Raw genomic sequence first — 24,657 nt, forward strand, 5'->3', positions numbered from 1 at the left:
ACCGTAGCGCTCGGTGTACCCGCCACGCGACCAGGTATCGCCCGCGCCGTCCGTCCTCGCCGTCAGTCCCCCGCGAGCAGCATCTGCCGCACCACGGGACCCGCCGAGTCACCGCCGTGGCCGCCCTGCTGGACGACCGCCGCCGAGGCCAGGTCGCCGCGCCAGGCCGTGAACCAGCCGTTCGGCTTCTTCTGTCCGTCGACCTCCGCCGAGCCGGTCTTCGCGCCCATGTCGGTGCCGAGCCCCGACATCGGCTCGACCGCCGTACCGGCGACCGCCGTGTAGTGCAGCAGGTCGCGCAGGGCGCTCACGGTCGACGGGGACAGCTTGCGGGAGGCCGTGGCGAGCGTGCGGTGGTCGACGTCGGGCGAGACGAGGTAGGGCTGCTTGAACTCGCCCGTCTCCGCGGTGGCGACGACCGAGGCCATGTTGAGCGGATTCATCCGCACCCCGCCCTGCCCGATCAGCGAGGCCGCCATCTGCGCCTGCGACTGCACCGGGACCGCGCCGTCGAAGCTGGGCACGCCGATCGACCAGTTGTCGCGGCCGAGCCCGAAGACCTCCTGCGCCTGCTTCGTCAGATCGCCGTCGTCCAGCTTCTTGGCCTGGCTGATGAAGGCCGTGTTGCAGGAGCGCGCGAAGCTGGCGCGGAAGGTGCCGTCCTTGATCTCGAACTTGTCGTCGTTCTGGAACTTCCAGCCGCCGTACGTCACGTACTTGGGGCACGGGTGCTTCTTGTCGACGCCCGCGAGCTTCTTCTCCAGGAGCATGGACGACGTCACGATCTTCATCGTGGAACCGGGCGCGAGGGAGCCCTGCAAGGCCGTGTTGAAGCCTTCGGGGCGGGAGTTGGCGACCGCGAGGATCTCCCCGGTCGACGGCTTGATGGTGACGACCGCGGCCTTCTCCCGCTTGGCGACCTCGCGTTCGGCCGCGGCCTGCGACGTCGGGCTGATCGTCGTGCGCAGGGTGCCGGGCGTGCCCTCGGCGAGGGTGACGAGCGTCTTGTCGGGCGTGTGCTCGCTCTTCTTGCCGCTGTCCTTGTGGACGACGCGCAGTTCGATGCCCGCCGTGCCGCCGGCCTTCTTGCCGTACTTCTCGCGCAGCCCGTCGATGACGGTGCCGAGCGAGGGGTACTTGGCCGCGGTCAGCTCGTTCCCGTCGCGGTCCGTCGCCTTGATCGGCGGGTCGCCGGCCGCGCCCGTGACGAGCCGGTCACCGTCCTTGAGGTCCGGGTGCACGACGGACGCCTGCCACCCGACGAGCGGCTTGCCGTCCTTCACCCGCCGTACGACGGTCAGTTCGGAGCCGTAGGCGAACGGCTTCGACTTGCCCTCGTACGTGACCGTGGCCGACACCGCGAACGGCATCTTGGCCCCGGCACGCTTCCCGGGCGTCAGCTTCATCCCCGACAGATGGGCGTCCTTGCGGTACGAGGTGAGGGCGGCCGTCGCCGTGGTGGCGTCGTCCGTGGCGGCCGCCGCCTTCGCGGTGTCGCCCGCGGCCCACGCGGTCAGGAACCGGTCGGCCGCGGTGCGGACCTCGGCCGGGGTGACGGGGCCCGTCTTGATGTGGGGCTTGTCGTCGGCGGCGGTGGATGAGTCCGAGTCGCCGCTGAAGAGGGCGTAGGCGCTGACCCCGGCGCCGAGCACCACGACGGCGACCACGCCGCCGATCACGGCCGCGTTCGCCTTCTTGCGCTCGGGTTGCCTGCCTCTGCTGCCCACCGGTCCTCCGTCGTTGCCTGTCTGCCCGGTCCACTGGGTTCCTCGCGGACGGCTCAGACTAAGGCGTCTTGACAGGTGCTCTCGACGGCGGTCAGCTACCCGCCCGTAGCACCGCGGCCACGATCGGGCCCGCGGCGTCGCCGCCGTGGCCACCCTCCTCGGTGACCGCGGCCGCCGCGACGTCCCCGCGGTAGCCGGTGAACCAGCTGTTCGACTTGGTCTGGCCGGTGACCTCCGCCGAGCCGGTCTTGGCTCCGACGTCGGGGCCGAGACCCGCCATGACCTGCGCGGCGGTGCCGACCGTCGCGGTGCGGTACATCATCTGGCGCAGCTGGGCGGCGGTGTTCGGGGGCAGGCCGCGGGCGGTGGCGAGTTCCCGGTCGTCGAGGGAGCGCGGCACGATCACCGGCTGCCGGAACACGCCCGTCTTCGCGGTCGCCGTGACGGACGCCATGTTCAGCGGGTTCATCTGGATCTGGCCCTGCCCGATGGCGTTGGCCGCGCGGTCGGGGCCGCCGGACGGCGGGATCTTGCCGTCCGTGGACGCGATGCCGGTCTTCCAGTTGTCCTGACCGAGACCGAATCGGTCCTGCGCCTCGCGCGTCAACGACTCGTCCGTCAGCGGCTTCTCGTCGATGAGCTTCACGAACGCGGTGTTGCAGGACCGGGCGAAGCTGTCCGCGAGGCTGGCGCCCTCGTTGGCCTTCATGCCCGGCAGGTTGTGGAAGGTCTGGCTCTGCCAGGTCGCGGTGTCCGTGCAGGGCGCCGGGCTGTTGACCGAGGCGACACCGTTGTCGATGAGCATCGCCGCGGTGATGACCTTCATCGTGGAGCCGGGGGCCTGCTGGCCCTGGAAGGCGGCGTTGAAGCCGTCCTTGCGGTGGTTGGCGACCGCGAGGACCTGGCCCGTGCTCGGCTGCACGGCCACCACGGACGACTCGTCGAAGCTCTTCACGGCCCGCTCGGCCGCCGCCTGCGCGGTGGCGCTGAGCGTCGTGTGCAGCTCACCGGCCTTGCCCTTCACCAGCGTGAGCAGCGTCTTGGTGCCGGCGTCCTCGCTCTCGCGCTGGATGTACGTCTCCACTCCCGCTCGGCCGCCGGCCGTGTCGCCGTACTTCTCGCGCAGCTGGTCCAGGATCGGCCCGAGCGAGGGGTACTTCTCCTTCGTCAGGACGTTGCCCGAGCGGTCCACGGCCTCGATGGGCGGCGCCGAGGCCTCGCCGGTGACGAGGGTGTCGCCCCTGTCCATGTCCGGATGCACGACGGCCGCCTGCCAGTCGACCAGCGCCCGGCCGGTGTTGAGTCCGCGCACCACGGTGAGCGAGGAGTCGTAGGCGAGGGTCTTCTTCTTCCCCTCGTACGACACCGTGGCCTTCACCTTGAACGGCACCTCGGCCCCCGAGGGTGCCCCCGCCGTCAGCGTGGTGTGCGTGATGTGCGCGTCGTCGTGCCAGCCGGTCAGCGCCGAGAGCGCCGACTCCGCGTTGTTCGTGTACGCCGACGCGGAGTCCGGGTCGGACTTCGCCCACGCCGCGAGGAACTTCTGCGACACGTCCTTGACCTCGTCCGCCGTCGGCGGCCCGGTCCTGCGCGGCGAGGGTTCCCCCGCCGTGCTCGACCCGCCCGAACCGGTCACCGCCGTCACCACGTTGTACGCGCCGTACCCCGCGCCCCCGACCATGATGGCGAACACCCCGCCGATCACAGCCGCCTTGGCCCCCTTGCGCATGCCGCGTCCCCTCCCCAGGTTCCGGTGGGGAACTTTAGGCGGCGGCCGTGCCCGGTGGGACGAGAGTGCGCAGATGTTGTCCGAACTTGTCTGAACGGAGACCGCTCCCGGGGGGTCGGACGTCCGCGGCCGGCCCCGGGGCGCCGGGCGGTCAGACCCAGGTATCGAGCCACATCCGGGACTGCCAGGAGCTGAACGGGATCGCCTGCCCGGTGTAGATCGGCCAGAAGTAGACGAAATTCCACACGATCAGCAGGACGAGCACGCCCGCGGCCGCCGCGCCCACGATTCTGCGCCGCTCCCCGGACCCCGGCGGCCCGAGGATCGCGCCGATCATCATCGCGACCCCGAGGCAGAGGAAAGGCACAAAAACGACCGCGTAGAAGAAGAAGATCGTGCGTTCCTGGTAGTTGAACCAGGGCAGATAGCCCGCGGCGACGGCGCACGCGATGGCACCCGCCCGCCAGTCGCGGCGGAAGAACCAGCGCCACAGCAGATAGAGCACGGCGAACGCCGCCGCCCACCACAGCAGCGGGGTGCCGAGCGCCAGGACCTCGCGGGCGCACTTGTCGCCCGCGCCGGCCGGGCAGCCGTCCTTGCCGGGCAGCGGGGACTCGTAGAAGTACGAGACCGGCCGGCCGTCGACGAGCCAGCTCCACGGGTTCGACTGGTAGATGTGCGGGGAACTGAGCCCCACGTTGAACTTGTAGACCTCGTGCTCGTAGTGCCACAGGCTGCGCACCCAGTCGGGGAACAGCCAGGTCCAGGAACCGCCCCGGCCGTCGGTCGCCGCCCAGTTGCGGAAGTAGCCGCCGGTCCCGTCGGCAGGAGAAAGGATCCAGCCGAGCCAGGACAGGACGTACGTGGCGACCGCGACCGGCACCGTCGACAGGAACGCCCAGCCGAGGTCCCGCTTGAGCACGGTCACGTACGGCCGGCCGGCCCCGGCGACGCGGCGCGCGCCGACGTCCCACAGGACCGTGAGCACACCGAACGCGGCCAGATAGATGAAGCCGTTCCACTTCGTGCCCGCGGCGAGCCCCAGGCACAGACCGGCGAGCAGCCGCCACGGGCGCCAGCCCAGACGCAGGGTCTCGGCGATGTGCACGTCGGGGCGCGGCACGCCGTCCTCGCCCCTCGGGAGCGCGGCGGCCAGCTTGCCGCGCGCCTTGTCGCGGTCCACGACCAGGCAGCCGAACGCGGCGACGACGAAGAACACGAGGACCGAGTCGAGCAGCGCCGTGCGGCTCATCACGAACGCGAGGCCGTCCACGGCGAGCAGCAGACCGGCCAGGCAGCCGAGGAACGTCGAGCGGAACAGCCGCCGCCCGATGCGGCACACAAGGAACACGCACAGCGTGCCGAGCACCGCGGTCATGAACCGCCAGCCGAACGGATCGAAACCGAACAGCCACTCGCCGATGCCGATGACGTACTTGCCGACCGGCGGATGCACGACGTACGCGGCGTCGTGCGGGAGCGGCACATGGCCGCCGGTCTTCAGGATCAGGTCGTTGGCGTTCTTGTCCCAGTTGACCTCGAAGCCGCGGTGGATCAGCGCCCACGCGTCCTTCGCGTAGTACGTCTCGTCGAATATCACGGCCTTGGGGCTGCCGAGATGCCAGAACCGCATCAGGCCCGCGACCAGCGTCACGAGCAGCGGACCGAGCCAGCCGGACCAGCGGGTCACGCCCCGCGCGAGGCCGTCGGAGAGACCGAGGGTCGCCCACAGCCGCGACGACGGCGGCGCGTACGGCGGCACGAGCCGCGTACCCACGTCGTCCCTGGGCCGCGCCACATGACCGAACCGCCGCAGCCGGCGCTCCCACGTCGACGGCTGCCGCGCCTCGCCGGGGTTCTGGCCCGGCGGGGCGCTGGTCGAGGGCGAGTGCGGCGAGGACGCAGTACTGGTCACCGCGCCATCGTAGGGAACGTCACTGTGCGAGTCCCGTGTGCGGCCCCGCCGAGTCGGCCGGCCCCGGGGCGGGACGTGTCGGCCCGCCCCGTCCCTGCGAGGATGGATCCGTGACATCAAGCCCAGATTCCCCCGGAACGCTCGTGCTCGCGGGCACGCCCATCGGAGACGTGTCGGACGCGCCGCCCCGGCTCAGCAAGGAGCTGGCCGACGCCGACGTCATCGCCGCCGAGGACACCCGCAGGCTGCGGCGTCTGACGCAGGCGCTCGGGGTGACCCCGGGCGGGCGCGTCGTGTCGTACTTCGAGGGGAACGAGTCCGCCCGCACGCCCGAGCTGGTCGAGGCGCTCGCGGGCGGGGCCCGGGTGCTGCTCGTGACCGACGCGGGGATGCCGTCTGTGTCCGACCCCGGGTACCGGCTCGTCGCGGCCGCCGTCGAGCGGGACATCAAGGTCACCGCCGTACCGGGGCCGTCCGCCGTGCTGACCGCGCTCGCGCTGTCCGGGCTGCCCGTCGACCGGTTCTGCTTCGAGGGCTTCCTGCCCCGCAAGGCCGGCGAGCGCATGGGCCGGCTGCGGGACGTGGCGGAGGAACGCCGCACCCTCGTCTATTTCGAGGCCCCGCACCGCCTCGACGACACCCTCGCCGCGATGGCGGAGGCATTCGGCGCCGATCGCCGGGCGGCCGTGTGCCGCGAGCTCACCAAGACGTACGAGGAAGTGAAGCGGGGCCCGCTCGGGGAACTCGCGAAATGGGCCGCGGAAGGCGTACGCGGCGAAATCACCGTCGTCGTGGAGGGCGCCCCGGAGAAGGGCGCGGAGTCACTCGACGCCTCCGAGCTGGTACGCAGGGTGCAGGTGCGCGAGGAGGCGGGGGAGCGGCGAAAGGAAGCCATCGCCGCCGTGGCCGCCGAGGCCGGTCTGCCCAAGCGCGAGGTCTTCGATGCCGTGGTCGCGGCAAAGAATGCCGCTCGGGGCGCCCCATCGGAGAGCAAAGGACTATCGTGAAAGGCAAAGCGCAGGCCGCGCATCGGGCCCCTTCCGATAAGGAAAGGCCAAATCGGATCCAATAGTCGACAGGCCTGATGCGATCGCGCCGGGAGAAGCGTCCACTGGTTGAAGGGACGCACCCGTCCCACGCTTCAGGGTGGATGTAATGCCCCACCCCGAGGTGCCTTGTCCAGAGGGCAAGAGGAGCAGGCATGAGTGAGATCGCAGGCGCCGTACCGACCCCGACCGGTGCTGCCGCACCCCAGATACCGAACCGGAGCGCGGCCACAGCCATCGCCCACGAGTCGTACGCCTTCGCCTGCATGCGGTGCGGTCACGGCTGGGAGCAGAGTTTCGAGATCGAGCACCACATCGACGGCGACGGCGCGGAATTCGTGATGTACGTGGCGGGCGGCGAGCGTGTCCCGTCGCCGCTGACCCGGCCCACGTGCCTGAACTGCGGCGGCCATGTCGTACGGATCATGAGGGCGGGGCGGGTCTCGTCGATCCGCGGTGTGATGCAACGCGAGGGGATCATGCCGGCGGATCAGCCCGCAGGCGAGGAGCACCCCGTGAAGGAACACCACTGGCACTTCTCCGACCTGCTGCATCCCTTCCAGAACCGCAAGACCGACTGATCACCGCCTGATCACCCACCGAGCCGCGACCGGACCCCGACGATCCCACCGACCCCGGCTTCGTAGGATCGGGGCATGAGCTCTGACCGTTCGAAGGACGTCACCCCGCCGCCGCTGCCCGCGCCCCTCGCGGTGCCGGTCGCCGACTCGCACACCCACCTCGACATGCAGTCGGGCACGGTGGAGGAGGGCCTCGCCAAGGCCGCGTCGGTGGGTGTGACGACCGTCGTCCAGGTCGGCTGCGACGTGAACGGTTCCCGCTGGGCCGCCGACACCGCGGCCGCGCACCCGGGCGTGCACGCCACCGTCGCGCTGCACCCGAACGAAGCGCCCCGCATCGTCCTCGGTGACCCCGACGGCTGGTCGCGCCAGGGCGAGCGCCCGGCCGGCGGTGACGCGGCCCTCGACGAGGCGCTCGCCGAGATCGACCGGCTCGCGGCCCTCCCGCACGTGAAGGGCGTCGGCGAGACCGGACTCGACCACTTCCGTACGGGGCCCGAAGGCATCGCCGCGCAGGAGCGCTCCTTCCGTGCCCACATCGAGATCGCCAAGCGGCACGGCAAGGCGCTCGTGATTCACGACCGCGACGCCCATGACGACGTGCTGCGCATCCTCAAGGAGGAGGGCGCCCCCGAGCGCACCGTCTTCCACTGCTACTCCGGAGATGCCGACATGGCCCGGATCTGCGCCGAGAACGGCTACTTCATGTCGTTCGCCGGGAACGTCACCTTCAAGAACGCGCAGCCCCTGCGCGACGCGCTCGTGGCCGCCCCGCGCGAGCTCGTCCTGGTCGAGACCGACGCGCCCTTCCTGACCCCCGCGCCCTACCGCGGACGGCCTAACGCCCCGTACCTCATTCCGGTCACGCTGCGCGCGATGGCCGCGGTGAAGGGCCTCGACGAGGACGCCCTCGCGGCGGCCGTTTCCGCCAACACGGCCCGCGCTTTCGATTACTGACCGGCAGCGCCCTCGGGGCGGCGCCGGGCGCGGAAGGCCGGAAACGGGCCGCGACACAGCGTAGCCGCGCTGCTTTGGAGAGTGACGATCGCTCCGCTAGGTTCTCCTCGCCGATCCGGACCGAGGAGCGTCGTCGTGAGCAATTCGCCGTACGGGACGTATGAGCCGCAGGAAACGCTCGTCACGCTCGAGACACACGAACCACCGCCCGGCCCGCCCCCGCACGCGGACACCTACCGCCCCGGCTACGAGTCGATGGAGACCCAGCCCGCCTGGCCCGTGCCCGGAGCGCTGCTGCCGCCCCCGTCCGCCCCGGCCGCGGACCCCGCCCCGCAGGCCGCCGGGCGCGCCGAGGCCCGCAGGGCGGCCCGGCGCAGGAAACGGCCCGAACGGCCCGACACCCTCAGACGCCTGCTGCCGCAGGCCCTCGTCGTCGCGTTCCTGGCCGGCGGCACCACCGCCTTCGTCGCCGCCGACAAGGCGGTCCAGCTCAGTGTCGACGGCAGGCCGCGCACCCTGCACACCTTCGCGGACGACGTCAGTGAGCTGCTCGCCGACGAGGGCGTCGACGTCGGCCCGCACGATGTCGTCGCCCCCGCCCCCGGGACCGCCCTGTCCAGCGGCGACGAGGTCGCCGTGCACTACGGCAGGCTCGTCCACCTCACCCTCGACGGGGAGCGCCGCAAGGTGTGGACCACGGCGGGCACCGTCGACGGCGCCCTGAATCAGCTCGGCGTCCGCGCCGAGGGCGCCTATGTCTCCGCGTCCCGCTCGCGCCGCATCGCCCGCGACGGCCTCGCGCTCGCCGTCCGCACCGAACGCAGCGTCACGGTCATGGCCGACGGCCGCGAGCGCACCATCCGCACCAACGCCGCCACCGTCGGGGACGCCGTCGACGAGGCGGGCATCTCGCTGCACGGCCAGGACACCACGTCCGTGCCGCAGGACAGCTTCCCGCGCGACGGGCAGACGATCACCGTCATGCGCATCAAGGGCAGCAGGGAGGTGCGCGAGGAACCCATCGCGTACGAGGTGGAGCGCACCCAGGACCCGACCCTGTTCCGTGGGACCGAGGTCGTCGAACGGGCGGGCCGCCAGGGCGCCCGGCGCGTCACCTACGCCCTGCGCACCGTCAACGGCGTCAGGCAGAAGCCGCGCCGCCTGAGCGCAGAGGTCGTGCGTGAGCCCCGCAGCCGGCTCGTGAAGGTCGGCACCAAGCCCCCGCCGTCCTCCGTCGTCGGCGCCGACGGCCTGCACTGGAGCGCACTCGCCCGGTGCGAGTCCGGCGGGCGCCCCGGCGCGACCGACGCCACCGGCACCTATGGGGGCCTCTACCAGTTCGACGTACAGACCTGGCACAGCCTGGGCGGCGGCGGCCGGCCCCAGGACGCGTCCGCCTCCGAGCAGACGTACCGGGCCAAGAAGCTGTACGTGCAGCGCGGCGCGAGCCCGTGGCCGCACTGTGGTGGCCGCCTGCACGGGTAACCGGGTCGGTGCGGGGGCCCGCGGTCCGGTCGGGACCCGGCCGCGGCGCCCCGTACCCTGAGACCGTGAGCACCACTGACCCCCAGGGCCCCCTGCTTGGCCCCGCCGACATCCGCGAACTGGCGGCAGCCCTGGGCGTGCGGCCCACGAAACAGCGCGGCCAGAACTTCGTCATCGACGCCAACACGGTCCGCCGCATCGTCCGCACCGCGCAGGTCACCCCCGAGGACAACGTCGTCGAGGTCGGCCCCGGCCTCGGCTCGCTGACCCTCGCGCTCCTGGAGTCGGCGGCGCATGTCACCGCCGTCGAGATCGACGACGTGCTCGCCGCCGCGCTGCCCGCGACGATCGAGGCCCGCCTCCCGCAGAAGAAGGACGCCTTCGCGCTCGTCCACTCCGACGCGATGCAGGTACGCGAACTGCCGGGCCCCGCGCCCACGGCGCTCGTCGCGAACCTGCCCTACAACGTCGCCGTGCCGGTCCTGCTCCACATGCTCGACACGTTCCCCTCCATCGAGCGCACGCTCGTCATGGTGCAGGCCGAGGTCGCCGACCGCCTCGCGGCCGCCCCCGGCTCGAAGGTCTACGGCGTCCCGTCGGTCAAGGCCAACTGGTACGCGGACGTGAAGCGCGCCGGCTCCATCGGCCGGAACGTGTTCTGGCCCGCGCCGAACGTCGACAGCGGTCTCGTGGCCCTGGTCCGGCGCACCGAGCCGGTGGCGACGACCGCCTCCAAGCGCGAGGTCTTCGCCGTGGTCGACGCGGCCTTCGCCCAGCGCCGCAAGACCCTGCGCGCCGCCCTGTCCGGCTGGGCCGGATCGGCCGCCGCCGCCGAGGCCGCCCTGGTCGCGGCCGGAGTCTCCCCGCAGGCACGCGGCGAGGCCATCACGGTCGAGGAGTTCGCACGGATCGCGGAGAACAAGCAGTGAGCGTGACGGTACGGGTCCCCGCGAAGGTCAACGTCCAGCTCGCGGTCGGCGCGGCCCGCCCCGACGGCTTCCACGACCTCGCCAACGTCTTCCTCGCCGTCGGCCTCCACGACGACGTCACGGCGACCGCCGCCGACGAACTGACCCTCACCTGCGAGGGTCCCGGCGCGGACCAGGTCCCGCTGGACCGCACCAACCTCGCGGCCCGCGCCGCGATCGCGCTGGGCGAGCGGTACGGGATCGAGCCCCTTGTCCACCTGCACATCGACAAGGACATCCCCGTCGCCGGCGGCATGGCGGGCGGCTCCGCGGACGCCGCCGGCGCACTCGTGGCCTGCGACGCGCTGTGGGGCACCGGCGCCACCCGGGACGAACTCCTCGACATCTGCGCCGAGTTGGGCAGCGATGTGCCGTTCAGTCTGGTCGGCGGGGCGGCCCTCGGCACCGGACGCGGCGAGAAGCTTCAACCCCTGGACGTGGGCGGCGAGTTCCGGTGGGTGTTCGCGGCCGCCGACGGAGGGCTCTCGACGCCCGCCGTGTACGGCGAGTTCGACCGCCTCGCGCAGGGGCGCGCGATCCCCGAGCCGGAGGCCTCGCCCGCCCTGCTCGACGCGCTGCGCTCCGGCGACGCGAGCGCGCTGTCCGCGACGCTCACGAACGACCTCCAGCCGGCCGCGCTCTCCCTGTTCCCCGCGCTGAAGGACACCCTCGACGCGGGCACGTCGGCGGGCGCCCTCGCGGGCCTGGTCTCCGGCTCGGGCCCGACCACGGCGTTCCTGTGCGCGGACGAGAAGTCGGCGCGGGCGGTCGCCGCAGCCCTCACGGCGTCCCGCACCTGCCGCTCCGTACGGGTCACGACGTCCCCGGCGCCGGGCGCGACGGTCGTCCAGCGCTGACGCAGCCGGACGTACTCACGGGTAACTGAGTACGTCCGCGCTGTCGACCGCCACGGCGCCGCGGCACCGTGGTCCCATGACCACCGACATCACGAGCGCCCGGCACCGGCGCCGCAGACGCCGCATCGGCCGCGGGCAGGTCCTCGTACCGCTCGGCGCGATCGCCCTCGTCGGACTGCACTCCGCGCTCGCCACCCGCGGCCACCTCCTGCCGCCGCCGTCCGGCGGCGGGTGGCAGGGCCGGATCGCGCGGCCCCGCGAGGTCGCCGCCGTGCTCGGCCGGGGAGCCGCAGGTCCCCGCAACCGCGCCGCTCGACGGCGCTCCGCACGAAGGCGTCAGCGGCTGTAGCGGTACCGGCAGGCGGCGACCCGGACCTCGTCCTCGACGACTTCGCGGACGAGCCGGTGCTCGTCGGTGATCCGCCGGGACCCGCAGCCCTGGACACGCGGCCGGGACGCCGGGCGCGGCGACTACGCTGGAAGACTGATCCATCCCCTTGTCAGGAGCGAAATGGCAGTCAACCTGGTCAATGTCGAGGCAGTCAGCAAGGTGTACGGCACCCGTGCCCTGCTCGACGGCGTATCGCTCGGCGTGTCCGAGGGGGACAGGATCGGTGTCGTCGGGCGTAACGGCGACGGCAAGACCACCCTCATCCGGATGCTCGCCAAGCTGGAGGACGCCGACACCGGCCGCGTCACCCACAGCGGCGGCCTGCGCCTCGGCGTCCTCACGCAGCACGACTCCCTCGACCCCGAGGCGACCGTCCGGCACGAGGTCATCGGCGACCTCGCCGACCACGAGTGGGCGGGCAACGCCAAGATCCGCGACGTGCTCACCGGTCTCTTCGGCGGACTCGACCTGCCCGGCTTCCCGCAGGGACTCGACACGGTCATCGCGCCCCTGTCCGGCGGTGAGCGCCGCCGCATCGCCCTCGCGAAGCTCCTCATCGGCGAGCCCGATCTGATCGTCCTCGACGAGCCCACCAACCACCTCGACGTCGAGGGCATCTCCTGGCTGGCGAGCCACCTCCAGGCCCGCCGCTCCGCCCTCGTCTGCGTCACCCACGACCGCTGGTTCCTCGACCAGGTCTGCACCCGCATGTGGGACGTGCAGAAGGGCGACGTCTTCGAGTACGAGGGCGGATACAGCGACTACGTCTTCGCGCGCGCCGAGCGCGAGCGCATCGCGGCGACCGAGGAGACCAAGCGGCAGAACCTGATGCGCAAGGAGCTGGCCTGGCTGCGCCGTGGCGCCCCGGCCCGGACCTCCAAGCCCCGCTACCGCATCGAGGCCGCCAACGAGCTCATCGCCGACGTGCCGGAGCCGCGCGACAAGAGCGAGCTGATGAAGTTCGCCAGCTCCCGGCTCGGCAAGACGGTCTTCGACCTCGAGGACGTCACCGTGCAGGCCGGGCCCAAGGTGCTCCTCAAGCACCTGACCTGGCAGCTCGGCCCCGGCGACCGCATCGGCCTCGTCGGTGTGAACGGCGCGGGCAAGACCTCGCTGCTGCGCGCCATGGCGCAGGCCGCCCGCACCGACGGCGAGGAGCAGCCCGCGGCGGGCCGCGTCGCCGTCGGCAAGACCGTGAAGCTCGCCTACCTCTCCCAGGAGGTCGCCGAGCTCAACCCGGAACTGCGCGTCCTCCAGGCCGTGCAGCAGGTCCGTGACCGCGTCGACCTCGGCAAGGGCCGTGAGATGACCGCGGGCCAGCTCTGCGAGACGTTCGGCTTCAACAAGGAGAAGCAGTGGACGCCCGTCGGCGACCTGTCCGGCGGTGAGCGCCGCCGCCTCCAGCTCCTGCGCCTCCTCATGGACGAGCCGAACGTCCTCTTCCTCGACGAGCCGACGAACGACCTCGACATCGAGACCCTCACGCAGCTGGAGGACCTCCTCGACGGCTGGCCCGGCTCCATGGTCGTGATCTCCCACGACCGGTTCTTCATCGAGCGGACCACGGACCGCGTGTTCGCGCTGCTCGGCGACGCCGCACTGCGGATGCTGCCGCGCGGCATCGACGAGTACCTGGAGCGCCGCCGCCGCATGGAGGAGGCTGTCGCCGCCTCGATGACGGCCGCAGCCCCGGCCGCCGCCGCGGGCACGCCGGAGAAGACGGTGTCCGCCGCGGACGCCCGCGCCGCGAAGAAGGAACTCCAGAAGATCGAGCGGCAGATGGACAAGATCTCCGAGAAGGAGACCAAGCTGCACGCGCAGATCGCCGATAACGCAACGGACTTCGCGAAGGTGGCCAAGCTGGACAGCGAGCTGCGCGAACTGATCGGGGAGCGCGAGGAGTTGGAGATGCGCTGGCTCGAGCTCGCGGAGGACGCGTGAAGCTCCCGTAACAGACCCATCACGGGCCGGTGCTCCCTTGGGAACAGGGGAGCGACCGGCCCGATGTGGTACTGCGCAGGGTGATAGAAAGGGCGCTCTGGGTTTGCCTGAGAACGACCAGAGAACGTCCTGAAATCGACCCAGGCGAGCAGACACATCAGTGAAGAGGGGGGAGCGCTGATGACTCAGCCGCCCAACCAGCCGCCGCAAGGCGGCTTCGGAGCGCCACAGGACCCGCAGCAGCCTCCGGGGCAGCCGCCGGCCCAGCCGCCGCAGACGCCGCCGGCCCCGCAGCCCGGGTACGGCTACCCGCAGCAGCCCGGCCCGTACGGCCGGCCCCCGCAGAGCGGCCCCTACGGCCAGCCTCAGCAGCCGGGTCCCTATGGCCAGCCCCAGCAGCAGCCGGGACCCTACGGTCAGCCTCCGCAGCAGCCCGGCCCGTACGGCGCGCAGCAGCCTGGCCCCTACGGGCAACAGCCTCAGTACGGCTACCCGCAGCAGCAGCCCCCGTTCTCCGGTGGCCCCGCGACCCCGGGCGGCGGCGGCAAGAACCCCTTCAAGGGCCGGACCGGGATCATCGTGGCCGCCGCGGTGGCCGTCGTCGTGATCGCCGGCGGTGTGGTGTGGTCGGTCGTGGGCGGCGGTGACGACAAGAAGAAGGACCCCGTCGCCGACAAGAGCCAGGACCCCAAGCCCACCGGCTCCGCTCCGGTCGACCCGGGTGACGGCTCCGGCGACGGACGCGACGGCAAGGAAGACCTCAACGCGGGCCGCCAGGCCGGTGAGTCGAAGGTCCTCTGGTACAAGACGGCGCCCAAGGCTCCCGGTGACGGCGCGGACGCGCCCGGCATGTGGGTCACCGACACGCTCGCCGCGAAGGCGGTCTACAACGAGCTCGTCGCGTACAACATCTCGGACGGCAGGCCGAGTTGGCCGACGATCAAGCTGCCGCAGAAGATCTGCGGCGCCAGCGTGCAGAAGTCGGACGACGACAAGGTCGCCATCGCGTACATGAGCGGTGTCACCGACCGGGCCAAGTGCAACCAGGTCCAGCAGATCGACCTGAAGACCGGCAAGAAGGACTGGGAGAAGAAGATCCCCGAGGGGGACCTCTTCGACGGCACCGGTACCGGCGTCGAACTCACCTACGCGGGCAGCACGTTGATGGTCGGCCGCCAGATGTCCGGCCTCGGCCTGAGCGTCAGCGACGGCAAGCAGCTCTTCGAGAAGAAGAAGTACGGCGCGGCCTGCTTCCCCGGCGCGTTCGCCGGCGGCGAGCGCCTCCTGGCCGTCTCCTCCTGCGGTGCCTCCACGGACAAGGAGCACGACGAGATCCAGGAGCTGGACCCGGCAACGGGCAAGGCGAAGTGGACCAAGCCGTTCCCCAAGGGCTGGAAGGTCGCCCGCGCCTACTCCGTCTCGCCGGTCGTCCTCTACCTCACCAACGAGGACAAGAAGCAGTGGAACATCACCACGCTGAAGAACGGCAGCAGCGCGGTGCGTTCCGAGGTCTCGGTCGACGAGGACTTCGCCCCCGAGTGCGGCTGGGCCATCCTCGACCGTGACCTCCAGGGCTGCACGGGTGTCGCGGCCGACACCAACACCCTGTACCTGCCGACCAAGGCCACCAGCGGCACCGCCAACGAGGTCGTCGCGATCAGCCTGGAGACCGGCAAGGAGCGCTGGCGCGCGAAGTCGCCGGTGGCGCAGAACATGCTGCCGCTGAAGACCTCGGGCGGCGCGGTGATCGCCTACGTCAACGCCTCGTACGACGCCGGAGGCCGGGTCGTGTCGATCGCGACGGCGGGCTCGCACACGCCGAAGACCCTGCTGCAGAACCCGGCGGGAACCGCGCAGATCGAGAACGGCTTCTACTCCAAGGCGATCGACTACGTCGACGGGCGCTTCTACATCTCCACGACGCGTCTGTCCGGCACCGCCAAGGGCGAGGAGAAACTGATGCTGGCGTACGGCAAGTGACCGCCGCAGCCCCCGTGACCGCCCACCGCTCCGCCGCCCGCTCCTTCTCCCCGTCACCCGAGGTACAGACGTCATGACGCAGCCGCCCCAGCCGCCCAACGAGCCGCCGCAGGGCCCGCCCCAGGGCCCGCCGCCGGTGGGCTTCGGCAAGCCGCAGGACCCGCCGCCCGGAGGGTTCGGCGCCCCGCAGGACCCGCCGCCGGGAGGGTTCGGCGCTCCCACGCCGCCGCCCCCGCCCGCGCAGCAGCCCGGCTACGGCTACCCGCAGGCGCCCCAGACGCCGCCCCCGCCGCCGCAGGGCCAGCCGGGGGGCTACGGCCACCCGCAGCCGCCGGCCCCCAACTACGGCTACCCGCAGGCTCCTCAGGGCCAGCCGCCGACGTCCCCGCAGGGCTACGGCTACCCGGGCCAGCAGCCGCCGCAGTACGGCGCCTACCCGCCGCCGGTCACCACGCCCATGCAGGCGGCGGGCGGCGCCGGCAAGAAGATCAGCTCCCAGATGATGATCATCATCGGCGCTGTCGTCGCGGTCGCCCTGATCATCGGCGGCGGCGTCTGGTACTCGGCGTCGTCCGGTGACGACAAGACCGACGCCAGCACCGCGGGCCCCACCGGCGGCACCGGCGGCAAGGGCGGCGGCGGGGACAAGGGCGGCTCCGGCGGCACCACCACCGGCGGCGCGAGCAAGGAGAAGGTCCCGGGGAACACCAGCTCCCAGGTCCTCTTCCAGCTGCCCCAGCACGAGGTGCCCAAGGACGAGGTGTTCAGCACCAAGGGCTCCTGGCTCACGGACACGACGTACGCCAAGGCGGGTGTGGGCGAGGTCAACGGCTACGCCGCGGACACCGGCAAGAAGTCCTGGACGCTCCCGCTGCCCGGCCAGACCTGCGGCGGCGCCCCCGAGGTCACCCAGGACGGCCTGAGCGCGGTCATCAGCGAGGCGGCTCCGCGCAAGCCCAAGGAGTACGACTACCAGCCGTGCACCAAGATCACGGTCTTCAACGTCGACACGGGCAAGAAGCTGTGGACGAAGAGCGTCGGCAGCGGCGGCCGTGACATCCCGTTCAAGGAACTGTCGATCACCGGCTCCACGCTGGCGGTCGGCGGCGGCTACGACGGCGGCGCGGCCTTCGACATCAAGTCGGGCAAGATCCTGTGGCAGCCGCAGACCGGCTCCTGCGAGGACGTCGGCTACCGCGGCGGCGAGCAGCTGGTCGCCGTGCGCAAGTGCGGTGACTACGGCGACGAGAAGCACCAGGTGCAGCTCCTCGACCCGACGACGGGCAAGCCGAAGTGGACCTACAAGATCCCGGCCGACGTGAACGTCATCTCCGTCGTCTCCACCAAGCCGGTCACCTTCGTCATCGCCACCGGTGAGGAGGTCGAGATGTCGGACCTGTTCTCCCTCGACGACACCGGCAAGCTGCGCGCCAAGGTCTCGCTGGAGAAGGACCGGTACGACTTCGACTGCGAGGTCGGCGAGATGCACGGCTGCCGTGGCATCACGGTCGGCAACGACCGCGTCTACATGCCGACCCGTGAGCACGACGGCGGCGGCACGTCCGGCCAGACCAACGAGATCGTGTCGTTCTCCCTGGCGAACGGCCAGCTCACCGGCGACCGCGTCGACGGCGGCGAGTACACGCTCTTCCCGGTCCGCATGGACGGCGGGAACGTCCTCGCGTACAAGGACGGCCCCTACGACAAGGGCGCCGAGATCGTCACGATCGACCCGAAGACGCTGAAGCAGAAGACGCTCCTGGTCACTCCGGCGACGGAGACCGTGACCAGCGTCATCAGCAGCATGACCCCCACCCAGTCCGAACTGCTCTACACCAACGGCAGGCTGGCCATGGGCAAGGAACTGATCTCCAAGCCGTACTCGGCGGACGAGAAGGAGTACGAGGCCGTGGTCTTCGCGGCGAAGTAACCCCTGCGCCGCTCACCGCGGCCGCGCGACGGCCCCGCACCCGGACAGGGTGCGGGGCCGTCGGCGTGTGCGCCGCCCGCCGGGAGATCCGGCATTCCGGGTCACTTCTCACCAGTAGGGGAAGCGCAACGCCGAACGAGCGTGTAGCTTCCGGGAGATGGAGGAGGTCGGGGAGTCGGGGGGCTTTCCGCACCGAGGGGGTTCTGGGGGTCCCGCGGGAGCCCAGGGGATGTGGGGGATGGCTCTATGGGTGTGCGGCTCATGGTGGTCGACGACCATCGACTGCTCGCCGAGGCGCTCGCCTCGGCTCTCAAGCTGCGCGGGCACCGGGTGCTCGCGGCGGCCGCGCCCGCCGCGGGAGCGGCCGAGCTGGTGATCGCGAGGGCGCCCGAGGTCTGTCTCATCGGTACGGCGACGCCCGCGGAGCCGGGCATCTTCGAGCCGATCGTGCGCATCAAGCGGGAGCGTCCGCAGGTGGCGGTGGTCGTCCTCGGGCCCGTGCCGTCACCGCGCGGGATCGCGGCGGCGTTCGCGGCCGGCGCCTCCGGCTACGTACGGCACGACGAGCGGATCGAGGGCGTCGAGCGCGCCCTGATGAAGGCGCGGGCGGGAGAGGCGGCCGTGGCGCCGCAGCTGCTGCAAGGGGCCTTCAGCGAGCTGCTCAACCCGGCCGCGCAGCCCGACGACGAGGGGCAGCGGCTCCTGCAGATGCTGACGCCGCGCGAGGTCGAGGTCCTGGTGCGGGTCGCGGACGGCGAGGACACCCGGCTGATCGCGGCCGGCATGGGCATCGCCCCGAGCACGGCCCGTACGCACGTGCAGCGGGTCCTGATGAAGCTGGGGGTCGGCTCGCGGCTGGAGGCGGCGGCGCTGGCCGCGCGCACGGGGCTCCTCGACCGGGCGGGGCCGTTGCGGGTGACGGGCCACGCCGACGACGGCGACCGTCAGGAGATGCCGCAGGGGCCGGAGTCACCTGTGCGGTGAACTCCGGCCCCCGGAGTGCTGGTTACTCGGCGGCTTCGGGCGTCGGCGGGGGTGTCGGCCGCAGCTTCAGCCACACCAGGAAGAACAGCCCGAGGGCGAGCATGCCGAGGCCCGTCCACAGGTTGATGTTGATGTTCTCGGCCTTCTTCAGGTCCGCGTCGGACGCCGTGATACCGGCGATCGTGACGATGACCCCGTAGACCGCGAACAGTCCGCCGATGATGCGCCGGATGTCGAAGAGCCGCGCCGCGGTCGCGGACTTGCGCTCCAACTCGGTGACTTCGTTATGGAGTTCGGACATGGTTGATCGCGCCTCCGATCAGAGGGAGAAGGGGACGTAGCACAGTGCGGCGAGGACGATGGCGCCCCAGCCGAGCAGTGCGGGCTTGCGGTACCAGGCGTCGTCGCCCTCGGCGGGCGGCTCCTCCAGGCCCGGTGCCGTCGTCCCGTACACGAGGCCCGCGAGCTCGGCCTCCGGCTTGGGCGCGGTGAACAGGGTGACGACGACCATGACGACCGCGCCGGCGACGAAGCCGACGATCGCGGACACGAAGTTGGCGCCCTGGTCGGTCGGGATGTCGATGACGCCCTGCTTGTAGATCCAGAAGTAGTTGACCATCGCGGCGGTGGTGCCCGCGAGCAGGCCCCACACGCCGGACTTCACCGAGGCGCGCTTCCAGAACATGCCGATGATGAAGACGACGAACATCGGGACGTTGAAGAACGAGAACAGCGTCTGGAGGTAGCCCATGATGTTCGAGAACGACGAGGCGATGAACGCCGTGCCGATCGACGCGAGGACACCGACGGCCGTGATGAGGCGGCCGAACTTCAGGTAGTACGCGTCGGGCTTGCCGGTCTTCACGTACTTGGCCCAGATGTCGTACGTGAACACGGTGTTGAAGGACGACACGTTCGCCGCCATGCCCGCCATGAACGCGGCGAGCAGACCGGTCACCGCGATGCCGAGCACGCCGTTGGGCAGCAGCTCCTGCATCAGGTAGGGGATCGCGTCGTTGTACGTCAGGCCCGAGCCGGCCATGCCGATCTTCGGGACGAGGACGGCGGCGACCATGCCCGGGATCATCACGAGGAAGACGATGAAGATCTTCGGGAACGCGGCGATGAGCGGGGTGCGCTGGGCGGCGGAGAGGTTCTTCGCGGACAGGGCGCGCTGCACCTCGGCGAAGTTCGTCGTCCAGTAGCCGAAGGAGAGCACGAAGCCCAGGCCGAGGATGATCGTCAGCCAGTTCGCGCCGAGCGGGTTGGCCTCACCGATGCCCGTACCGCCCCAGGCGGAGAGGAAGTTGTCGCCGTGCGCGCTCTTCAGGGAGTCGGTCATGCCGCCCCAGCCGCCGACCCGCTTGAGGCCGATGATGCAGAGGGGGATGAGCGCGGCGAGGATCACGAAGAACTGGAGGACCTCGTTGTAGATCGCCGAGGAGAGTCCGCCGATGGTGATGTACGCGAGCACGAACAGACCGGCGACGACGATCGCCAGCCACTGCGGCCAGCCGAGCAGCGCCTCCACGACGATCGACAGGGCGTACAGGTTCACGCCCGCGATCAGGATCGCCGCGAAGGCGAAGAGTATGGAGCTCAGCAGGTGCGCGCTCTTGTCGAACCGCTGGAGCAGGTACTCGGGGACCGAGCGCACCTTGGAGCGGTAGTAGAAGGGCATCATCACGAGGCCCAGGAAGACCATCGCCGGGATGGCGCCGATCCAGTACCAGTGGACGACCGAGACGCCGTACTGCGCGCCGGTCGCCGCCATGCCGAGGATCTCGGTGGCGCCCAGGTTGGCCGCGACGAAGGCCAGACCGGTCACCCAGGCGGGCAGGGAGCGGCCCGAGAGGAAGAAGTCGAGGCTGGTCTTCACGGAGCGCCGGGCGGCGAACCCGATGCCGAGGACCACGGCGAAGTAGATCGCCAGGATCGCGTAGTCGAGGCCGTTGGTGGGCAGCCGGAGCCCCGCGGCCAGGGTTTGTGTGGGGGACAGCATGGAGAACTCGCTTCGTTGCGCGAACTGATCAGACCGGAACCTACGCTTCTATGTTCAATAAATGAACACTTCTGCTGAGGTTCTTTGTTGGATTGTGATGCGAGTGACACGCCACGCACCAAAGGATGCGTGCGCGGCCTTGACCATCCCGTTGAAGCGTGCTTTGTTATGTTTGATTATGTTGAGTTGATGCGAATGAGGAGCATCGGACGTGAAGAAGACGTCGACCCGGCTCGCCGACGGTCGCGAGCTCATCTACTACGACTCGCGTGACGACGTCGTGCGGGACGCGGTGGACCGGCGTCCGCTGGACCCCGTCGCCTCCTCCTCGCAGATCCGCCGCGACCCCCTCCTCGGGGACAGCGTCGCCATCGCCTCGCACCGCCAGGGCCGCACCTACCACCCGCCGGCCGACGAGTGTCCCCTGTGCCCGTCCGAGGGCGAACGGCTCAGCGAGATCCCCGACTCCTCGTACGACGTGGCGGTCTTCGAGAACCGCTTCCCCTCGCTCGCCGGGGACGCCGGCCGCTGCGAGGTCGTCTGCTTCACCTCCGACCACACGTCGTCCTTCGCCGACCTCACGGAGGAACAGGCCGGGCTCGTCCTGGAGGCCTGGACCGACCGGACGGCAGAGCTGTCCCACCTGGACTCCGTGGAGCAGGTGTTCTGCTTCGAGAACCGCGGCGCCGAGATCGGCGTCACCCTCGGCCACCCGCACGGCCAGATCTACGGCTACCCGTTCACCACCCCGCGCACCGCCCTCATGCTGCGCTCGCTCGCCGAGCACAAGGAGCAGACCGGCGGCCGCAACCTCTTCGACGACGTACTCGCCGAGGAGCGCACCGGCGAGCGGGTCGTCCTCGAGGGCGACCACTGGGTGGCCTTCGTCCCGTACGCGGCCCACTGGCCCTACGAGGTGCACCTCTACCCCAAGCGTCGCGTGCCCGACCTGCTCGCCCTCGACGACGACGCGCGCACAGAGTTCCCCCAGGTTTATCTGGAACTCTTGAGGCGCTTCGACCGGCTCTTCGGAGCGGGGGAGTCCCCGACGCCGTACATCGCCGCCTGGCACCAGGCGCCGTTCGGCACCCTGGACGACTTCCCCGGCGTCCAGCGGGACGACTTCGCGCTCCACCTCGAGCTTTTCACTATCCGCCGCACTTCCGGCAAGCTGAAGTTTCTCGCGGGTTCCGAATCCGGCATGAGCGTGTTCATCAACGACGTGCCGCCGGAGACCGCGGCCGAGAGACTGCGAGAGGTAGCGAGTACATGAGCGGGAAGTACCTGGTCACCGGTGGTGCGGGATATGTGGGCAGCGTGGTCGCGCAGCACCTGGTCGAGGCGGGGCACGACGTCACCGTCCTCGACAACCTCTCGACCGGCTTCCGTGAGGGCGTGCCCGCCGGGGTGACGTTCGTCGAGGGCGACATCCGCGACGCCGCCAAGTGGCTCGACCCGTCCTTCGACGCCGTCCTGCACTTCGCCGCGTTCTCCCAGGTCGGCGAGTCCGTCGTGAAGCCCGAGAAGTACTGGGACAACAACGTCGGCGGCACCATGGCGCTGCTCGCCGCGATGCGCTCGGCGGACGTCCGCAAGCTCGTCTTCTCCTCCACCGCGGCGACGTACGGGGAGCCCGTCAGCACCCCCATCACCGAGTCCGACCCCACCGCCCCCACCTCTCCGTACGGCGCCTCCAAGCTCGCCGTCGACCACATGATCACCGGGGAGGCGACCGCGCACGGCCTGGCCACCGTGTCGCTGCGCTACTTCAACGTGGCGGGCGCCTACGGCAGCTGCGGCGAGCGCCACGACCCCGAGTCGCACCTCATCCCGCTCGTCCTCCAGGTCGCCCAGGGCCGGCGCGACGCGATCTCCGTCTACGGCGACGACTACCCGACGCCCGACGGCACGTGCGTGCGCGACTACATCCACGTCGCCGACCTCGCCGAGGCCCACCTGCTCGCCCTGGACGCCGCCCGCCCCGCCGAGCACCTCATCTGCAACCTCGGCAACGGCAACGGCTTCTCCGTGCGCGAGGTCATCGAGACCGTCCGCCAGGTGACCGGCCACCCGATCCCCGAGATCACCGCCCCGCGCCGCGGCGGCGACCCGGCCGTCCTCGTCGCCTCTGCCGCCACCGCGCGCGAGCGCCTCGGCTGGAACCCGTCCCGCGCGGACCTCGCGGGAATCGTCGCCGACGCCTGGGCCTTCGCCCAGGCACGCCAGGAGGGGTAAGTCATGTCCGTCGCCTCGCAGTTCAGCGATCTGTACGGATACGAGCCCGAGGGGGTCTGGGCCGCGCCCGGACGCGTGAACCTCATCGGCGAGTACACCGACTTCAACGAGGGCTTCGTGATGCCGCTCGCGCTGCCGCACACCGCGGTGGCCGCCGTCGCGCGCCGCACCGACGGCGTCCTGCGGCTGCACTCCGCGGACATCGACGCGCCGATCGCCGAACTGCGGGCCGACGAACTGACCCCGCTCTCCGAGTTCGGGCAGGGCGGTTGGGCCGCGTACCTGGCTGGCGTCGTATGGGCGCTGCGCGAGGCCGGGCACACCGTCACCGGCGCCGACATCCACCTCGCGTCGACCGTGCCGACCGGCGCGGGCCTGTCCTCGTCGGCCGCGCTCGAGGTCGTCACGGCCCTCGCGCTCAACGACCTGTTCGAGCTGGGGCTCACCGGGCCCGAGTTGGCGCGGATCGCGCAGCGCGCGGAGAACGACTTCGTGCGCGTGCCCTGCGGGATCATGGACCAGATGGCGTCGGCGTGCGCCACCGAGGGCCACGCCCTGCACCTCGACTGCCGCGACCTGTCCGTCCGCCAGGTCCCCTTCGACCTGGCCGCCCACGGCCTCCAGCTCCTCGTCGTCGACACCCGCGTCAAGCACGAGCTCGGCGACGGCGCGTACGCGGAGCGCCGTGCGGGCTGCGAAGAGGGTGCCCGCGCGCTCGGCGTCTCCCATCTGCGTGACGTGTCCTACGCGGAACTGCCGCAAGCGCTCGCCAAGTTGGCCGACCTCACCGACGAGCGGATCGTGCGCTACGTCCGCCACATCGTCTGCGACGACCACCGAGTCGAGCGGGTCATCGAGCTCCTCGACGCCGGTGACGTACGGGCGATCGGCCCGGTCCTCACCGAGGGCCACGTCTCGCTCCGCGACGACCTGCGCATCTCCTGCGCCGAGCTGGACCTGGTCGTCGACACGGCGAACGCGGCGGGCGCGCTCGGCGCCCGGATGACCGGCGGCGGCTTCGGCGGCTCGGCGATCGTCCTGGTGGAGGAGACGGACGCGGACGCGGTGACGAAGTCGATCACAGAGGCGTTCGCCGCGGCGGGCCGCACGGCGCCACGAGTCTTCCCGGCGGTCCCGTCGGCGGGAGCCCGCAAACTCACCCCGGCCGCTTCGTAAGCGCGAACTCCCTGATCCCCGGCGGACAGCCGGGGATCAGCCGAGTCGCTTGGTGAGCGTGAACTCTTTGATTCTTGGCGGGTAGTCGGGGATCACGCGGACGAGTTGGTAGCCGTGCCGGCGGTAGAGGCCGGGTGCCTGGCTGTGTCTCATGGTGCGCTCCGCGCACGGGCCCAGGGGCGCTGGTGTGGGGTCGGGTGTGTTCAGCCGAGTCGCTTGGTGAGGGTGAACTCTTTGATCCCTGGCGGGTAGTCGGGGATCACGCAGACGAGTTCGTAGCCGTGCTGGCGGTAGAAGCCGGGCGCCTGGAAGTCCCAGGTTTCCACTCGGGCGCCGCGGCAGGCGCGGTCCTCGTGGGCGATGCGTTCCGCCTCTGCGAGGAGGCGGGAGCCCAGGCCCTTCGTGCGGTGGTGGTCGTCCACCCAGAGCAGGTTCACGTGGAGCCAGGTCGCCCAGGTGTGTCCGTCGAGGCCGCCGGCGATCTCGCCGCTCTCGTCCAACGCCCAGACCTGGAGCGGAACTTCGCGGTCATCGGGCGTTCCGCGCAGAGACCTGAGCTCCGCCGACGCCGCGGTATTCGCCTCACGCAGCCGGAAGTGAAGAAGATCGCGACGCTGTTTGTCGACTTCTGTCTCAATACGAAACATACGCCTCACCATAAACGCGCAGGCGAATCAGTTCTGCAAATTGCCTTCCGCTCCTGGCCCGCGGCCCTACTCTGAGGGGCAGCGCCGGTGGGGGCCGGTGCTGATC

21 protein-coding genes are annotated in these 24,657 nt (G+C 71.0%); 14 read left to right on the forward strand and 7 right to left on the reverse strand.

Going from position 1 to position 24,657, the window contains the following annotated elements; translation table 11 throughout:
- Nucleotides 1–62: 62 nt before the first annotated feature.
- The 3 genes from OHO83_RS26345 to OHO83_RS26355 all read right to left on the reverse strand — a co-directional run bounded on the left by OHO83_RS26345 (nucleotide 63) and on the right by OHO83_RS26355 (nucleotide 5,371).
- Entirely contained in the window at nucleotides 63–1,727 is a 1,665-nt protein-coding gene (locus tag OHO83_RS26345) for a penicillin-binding transpeptidase domain-containing protein (protein ID WP_266671416.1), read from the reverse strand.
- Between the two features lie 91 nt (nucleotides 1,728–1,818).
- A complete protein-coding gene (locus tag OHO83_RS26350) occupies nucleotides 1,819–3,456 on the reverse strand; it encodes a penicillin-binding transpeptidase domain-containing protein (RefSeq protein WP_266671414.1) in 1,638 nt (545 codons plus the stop codon).
- 151 nt (nucleotides 3,457–3,607) lie between these two features.
- Nucleotides 3,608–5,371 carry a dolichyl-phosphate-mannose--protein mannosyltransferase gene (locus OHO83_RS26355; protein ID WP_266671412.1) on the reverse strand — a complete coding sequence of 588 codons (1,764 nt, stop codon included), beginning with the start codon at nucleotides 5,369–5,371 and terminating at the stop codon, nucleotides 3,608–3,610.
- A gap of 110 nt (nucleotides 5,372–5,481) precedes the next feature.
- On the opposite strand from OHO83_RS26355, the gene rsmI reads away from it, so the two are divergent.
- The 7 genes from rsmI to OHO83_RS26390 all read left to right on the forward strand — a co-directional run bounded on the left by rsmI (nucleotide 5,482) and on the right by OHO83_RS26390 (nucleotide 11,614).
- On the forward strand, nucleotides 5,482–6,378 hold the full coding sequence (gene rsmI, locus OHO83_RS26360) for a 16S rRNA (cytidine(1402)-2'-O)-methyltransferase (RefSeq protein ID WP_266671410.1): 897 nt from the start codon (nucleotides 5,482–5,484) through the stop codon (nucleotides 6,376–6,378).
- A gap of 194 nt (nucleotides 6,379–6,572) precedes the next feature.
- Nucleotides 6,573–6,998, forward strand: coding sequence for a hypothetical protein (locus OHO83_RS26365; protein ID WP_266671408.1), 426 nt, complete (start codon nucleotides 6,573–6,575; stop codon nucleotides 6,996–6,998).
- Between the two features lie 75 nt (nucleotides 6,999–7,073).
- Nucleotides 7,074–7,955 carry a TatD family hydrolase gene (locus OHO83_RS26370; RefSeq protein WP_266671406.1) on the forward strand — a complete coding sequence of 294 codons (882 nt, stop codon included), beginning with the start codon at nucleotides 7,074–7,076 and terminating at the stop codon, nucleotides 7,953–7,955.
- 135 nt (nucleotides 7,956–8,090) lie between these two features.
- Nucleotides 8,091–9,440 carry a ubiquitin-like domain-containing protein gene (locus tag OHO83_RS26375; RefSeq protein WP_323186884.1) on the forward strand — a complete coding sequence of 450 codons (1,350 nt, stop codon included), beginning with the start codon at nucleotides 8,091–8,093 and terminating at the stop codon, nucleotides 9,438–9,440.
- Between the two features lie 65 nt (nucleotides 9,441–9,505).
- Nucleotides 9,506–10,369, forward strand: a complete 864-nt coding sequence (gene rsmA / locus OHO83_RS26380; protein ID WP_266671404.1) for a 16S rRNA (adenine(1518)-N(6)/adenine(1519)-N(6))-dimethyltransferase RsmA — start codon at nucleotides 9,506–9,508, stop codon at nucleotides 10,367–10,369.
- Nucleotides 10,366–11,265 (forward strand): 4-(cytidine 5'-diphospho)-2-C-methyl-D-erythritol kinase, encoded by a 900-nt coding sequence (locus tag OHO83_RS26385; protein ID WP_330279793.1) that lies wholly within the window; start codon nucleotides 10,366–10,368, stop codon nucleotides 11,263–11,265. Before rsmA ends, OHO83_RS26385 begins: the two co-directional genes overlap by 4 nt.
- Nucleotides 11,266–11,341: 76 nt before the next feature.
- Nucleotides 11,342–11,614, forward strand: coding sequence for a hypothetical protein (locus OHO83_RS26390; RefSeq protein WP_266671401.1), 273 nt, complete (start codon nucleotides 11,342–11,344; stop codon nucleotides 11,612–11,614).
- Here OHO83_RS26390 and OHO83_RS26395 read toward each other — a convergent pair.
- On the reverse strand, nucleotides 11,602–11,685 hold the full coding sequence (locus OHO83_RS26395; RefSeq protein ID WP_266676414.1) for a type II toxin-antitoxin system YoeB family toxin: 84 nt from the start codon (nucleotides 11,683–11,685) through the stop codon (nucleotides 11,602–11,604). The genes OHO83_RS26390 and OHO83_RS26395 overlap by 13 nt on opposite strands.
- Nucleotides 11,686–11,776: 91 nt before the next feature.
- Here OHO83_RS26395 and OHO83_RS26400 point away from each other — a divergent pair, with 91 nt between their 5' ends.
- The 4 genes from OHO83_RS26400 (at nucleotide 11,777) to OHO83_RS26415 (ending at nucleotide 18,491) form a co-directional block, all read left to right on the forward strand.
- Entirely contained in the window at nucleotides 11,777–13,597 is a 1,821-nt protein-coding gene (locus OHO83_RS26400) for an ABC-F family ATP-binding cassette domain-containing protein (protein WP_266671399.1), read from the forward strand.
- 180 nt (nucleotides 13,598–13,777) lie between these two features.
- Nucleotides 13,778–15,577, forward strand: a complete 1,800-nt coding sequence (locus OHO83_RS26405) for an outer membrane protein assembly factor BamB family protein (RefSeq protein ID WP_266671397.1) — start codon at nucleotides 13,778–13,780, stop codon at nucleotides 15,575–15,577.
- 73 nt (nucleotides 15,578–15,650) lie between these two features.
- Nucleotides 15,651–17,507 carry an outer membrane protein assembly factor BamB family protein gene (locus OHO83_RS26410; protein ID WP_266671395.1) on the forward strand — a complete coding sequence of 619 codons (1,857 nt, stop codon included), beginning with the start codon at nucleotides 15,651–15,653 and terminating at the stop codon, nucleotides 17,505–17,507.
- Nucleotides 17,508–17,753: 246 nt separating this feature from the next.
- Nucleotides 17,754–18,491: a helix-turn-helix transcriptional regulator gene (locus tag OHO83_RS26415; protein WP_266671393.1), complete on the forward strand. Its 738-nt coding sequence runs from the start codon at nucleotides 17,754–17,756 to the stop codon at nucleotides 18,489–18,491.
- Between the two features lie 22 nt (nucleotides 18,492–18,513).
- Here OHO83_RS26415 and OHO83_RS26420 read toward each other — a convergent pair whose 3' ends face one another.
- Entirely contained in the window at nucleotides 18,514–18,792 is a 279-nt protein-coding gene (locus tag OHO83_RS26420; protein WP_266671391.1) for a hypothetical protein, read from the reverse strand.
- Between the two features lie 18 nt (nucleotides 18,793–18,810).
- Nucleotides 18,811–20,493 (reverse strand): sodium:solute symporter family protein, encoded by a 1,683-nt coding sequence (locus tag OHO83_RS26425; RefSeq protein WP_266563290.1) that lies wholly within the window; start codon nucleotides 20,491–20,493, stop codon nucleotides 18,811–18,813.
- Nucleotides 20,494–20,704: 211 nt separating this feature from the next.
- Here OHO83_RS26425 and galT point away from each other — a divergent pair, with 211 nt between their 5' ends.
- From galT to galK, 3 genes are read left to right on the forward strand one after another with little or no spacing between them, the layout of a single operon-like run.
- The gene (galT, locus tag OHO83_RS26430; protein WP_266671389.1) at nucleotides 20,705–21,766 is read left to right on the forward strand and encodes a galactose-1-phosphate uridylyltransferase; all 1,062 of its coding nucleotides are present in this window, start codon (nucleotides 20,705–20,707) and stop codon (nucleotides 21,764–21,766) included.
- On the forward strand, nucleotides 21,763–22,728 hold the full coding sequence (galE, locus tag OHO83_RS26435) for a UDP-glucose 4-epimerase GalE (protein WP_266671387.1): 966 nt from the start codon (nucleotides 21,763–21,765) through the stop codon (nucleotides 22,726–22,728). The genes galT and galE overlap by 4 nt, the downstream gene beginning before the upstream one ends.
- 3 nt (nucleotides 22,729–22,731) lie before the next feature.
- A complete protein-coding gene (gene galK / locus OHO83_RS26440; RefSeq protein ID WP_266671385.1) occupies nucleotides 22,732–23,904 on the forward strand; it encodes a galactokinase in 1,173 nt (390 codons plus the stop codon).
- 203 nt (nucleotides 23,905–24,107) lie between these two features.
- Here the strand turns inward: galK and OHO83_RS26445 are convergent, their stop codons facing one another.
- Nucleotides 24,108–24,563, reverse strand: a complete 456-nt coding sequence (locus tag OHO83_RS26445; RefSeq protein WP_266671383.1) for a GNAT family N-acetyltransferase — start codon at nucleotides 24,561–24,563, stop codon at nucleotides 24,108–24,110.
- Between the last annotated feature and the right edge of the window lie 94 nt (nucleotides 24,564–24,657).

This window comes from Streptomyces sp. NBC_00569, assembly GCF_036345255.1.
Lineage (GTDB): Bacteria > Actinomycetota > Actinomycetes > Streptomycetales > Streptomycetaceae > Streptomyces.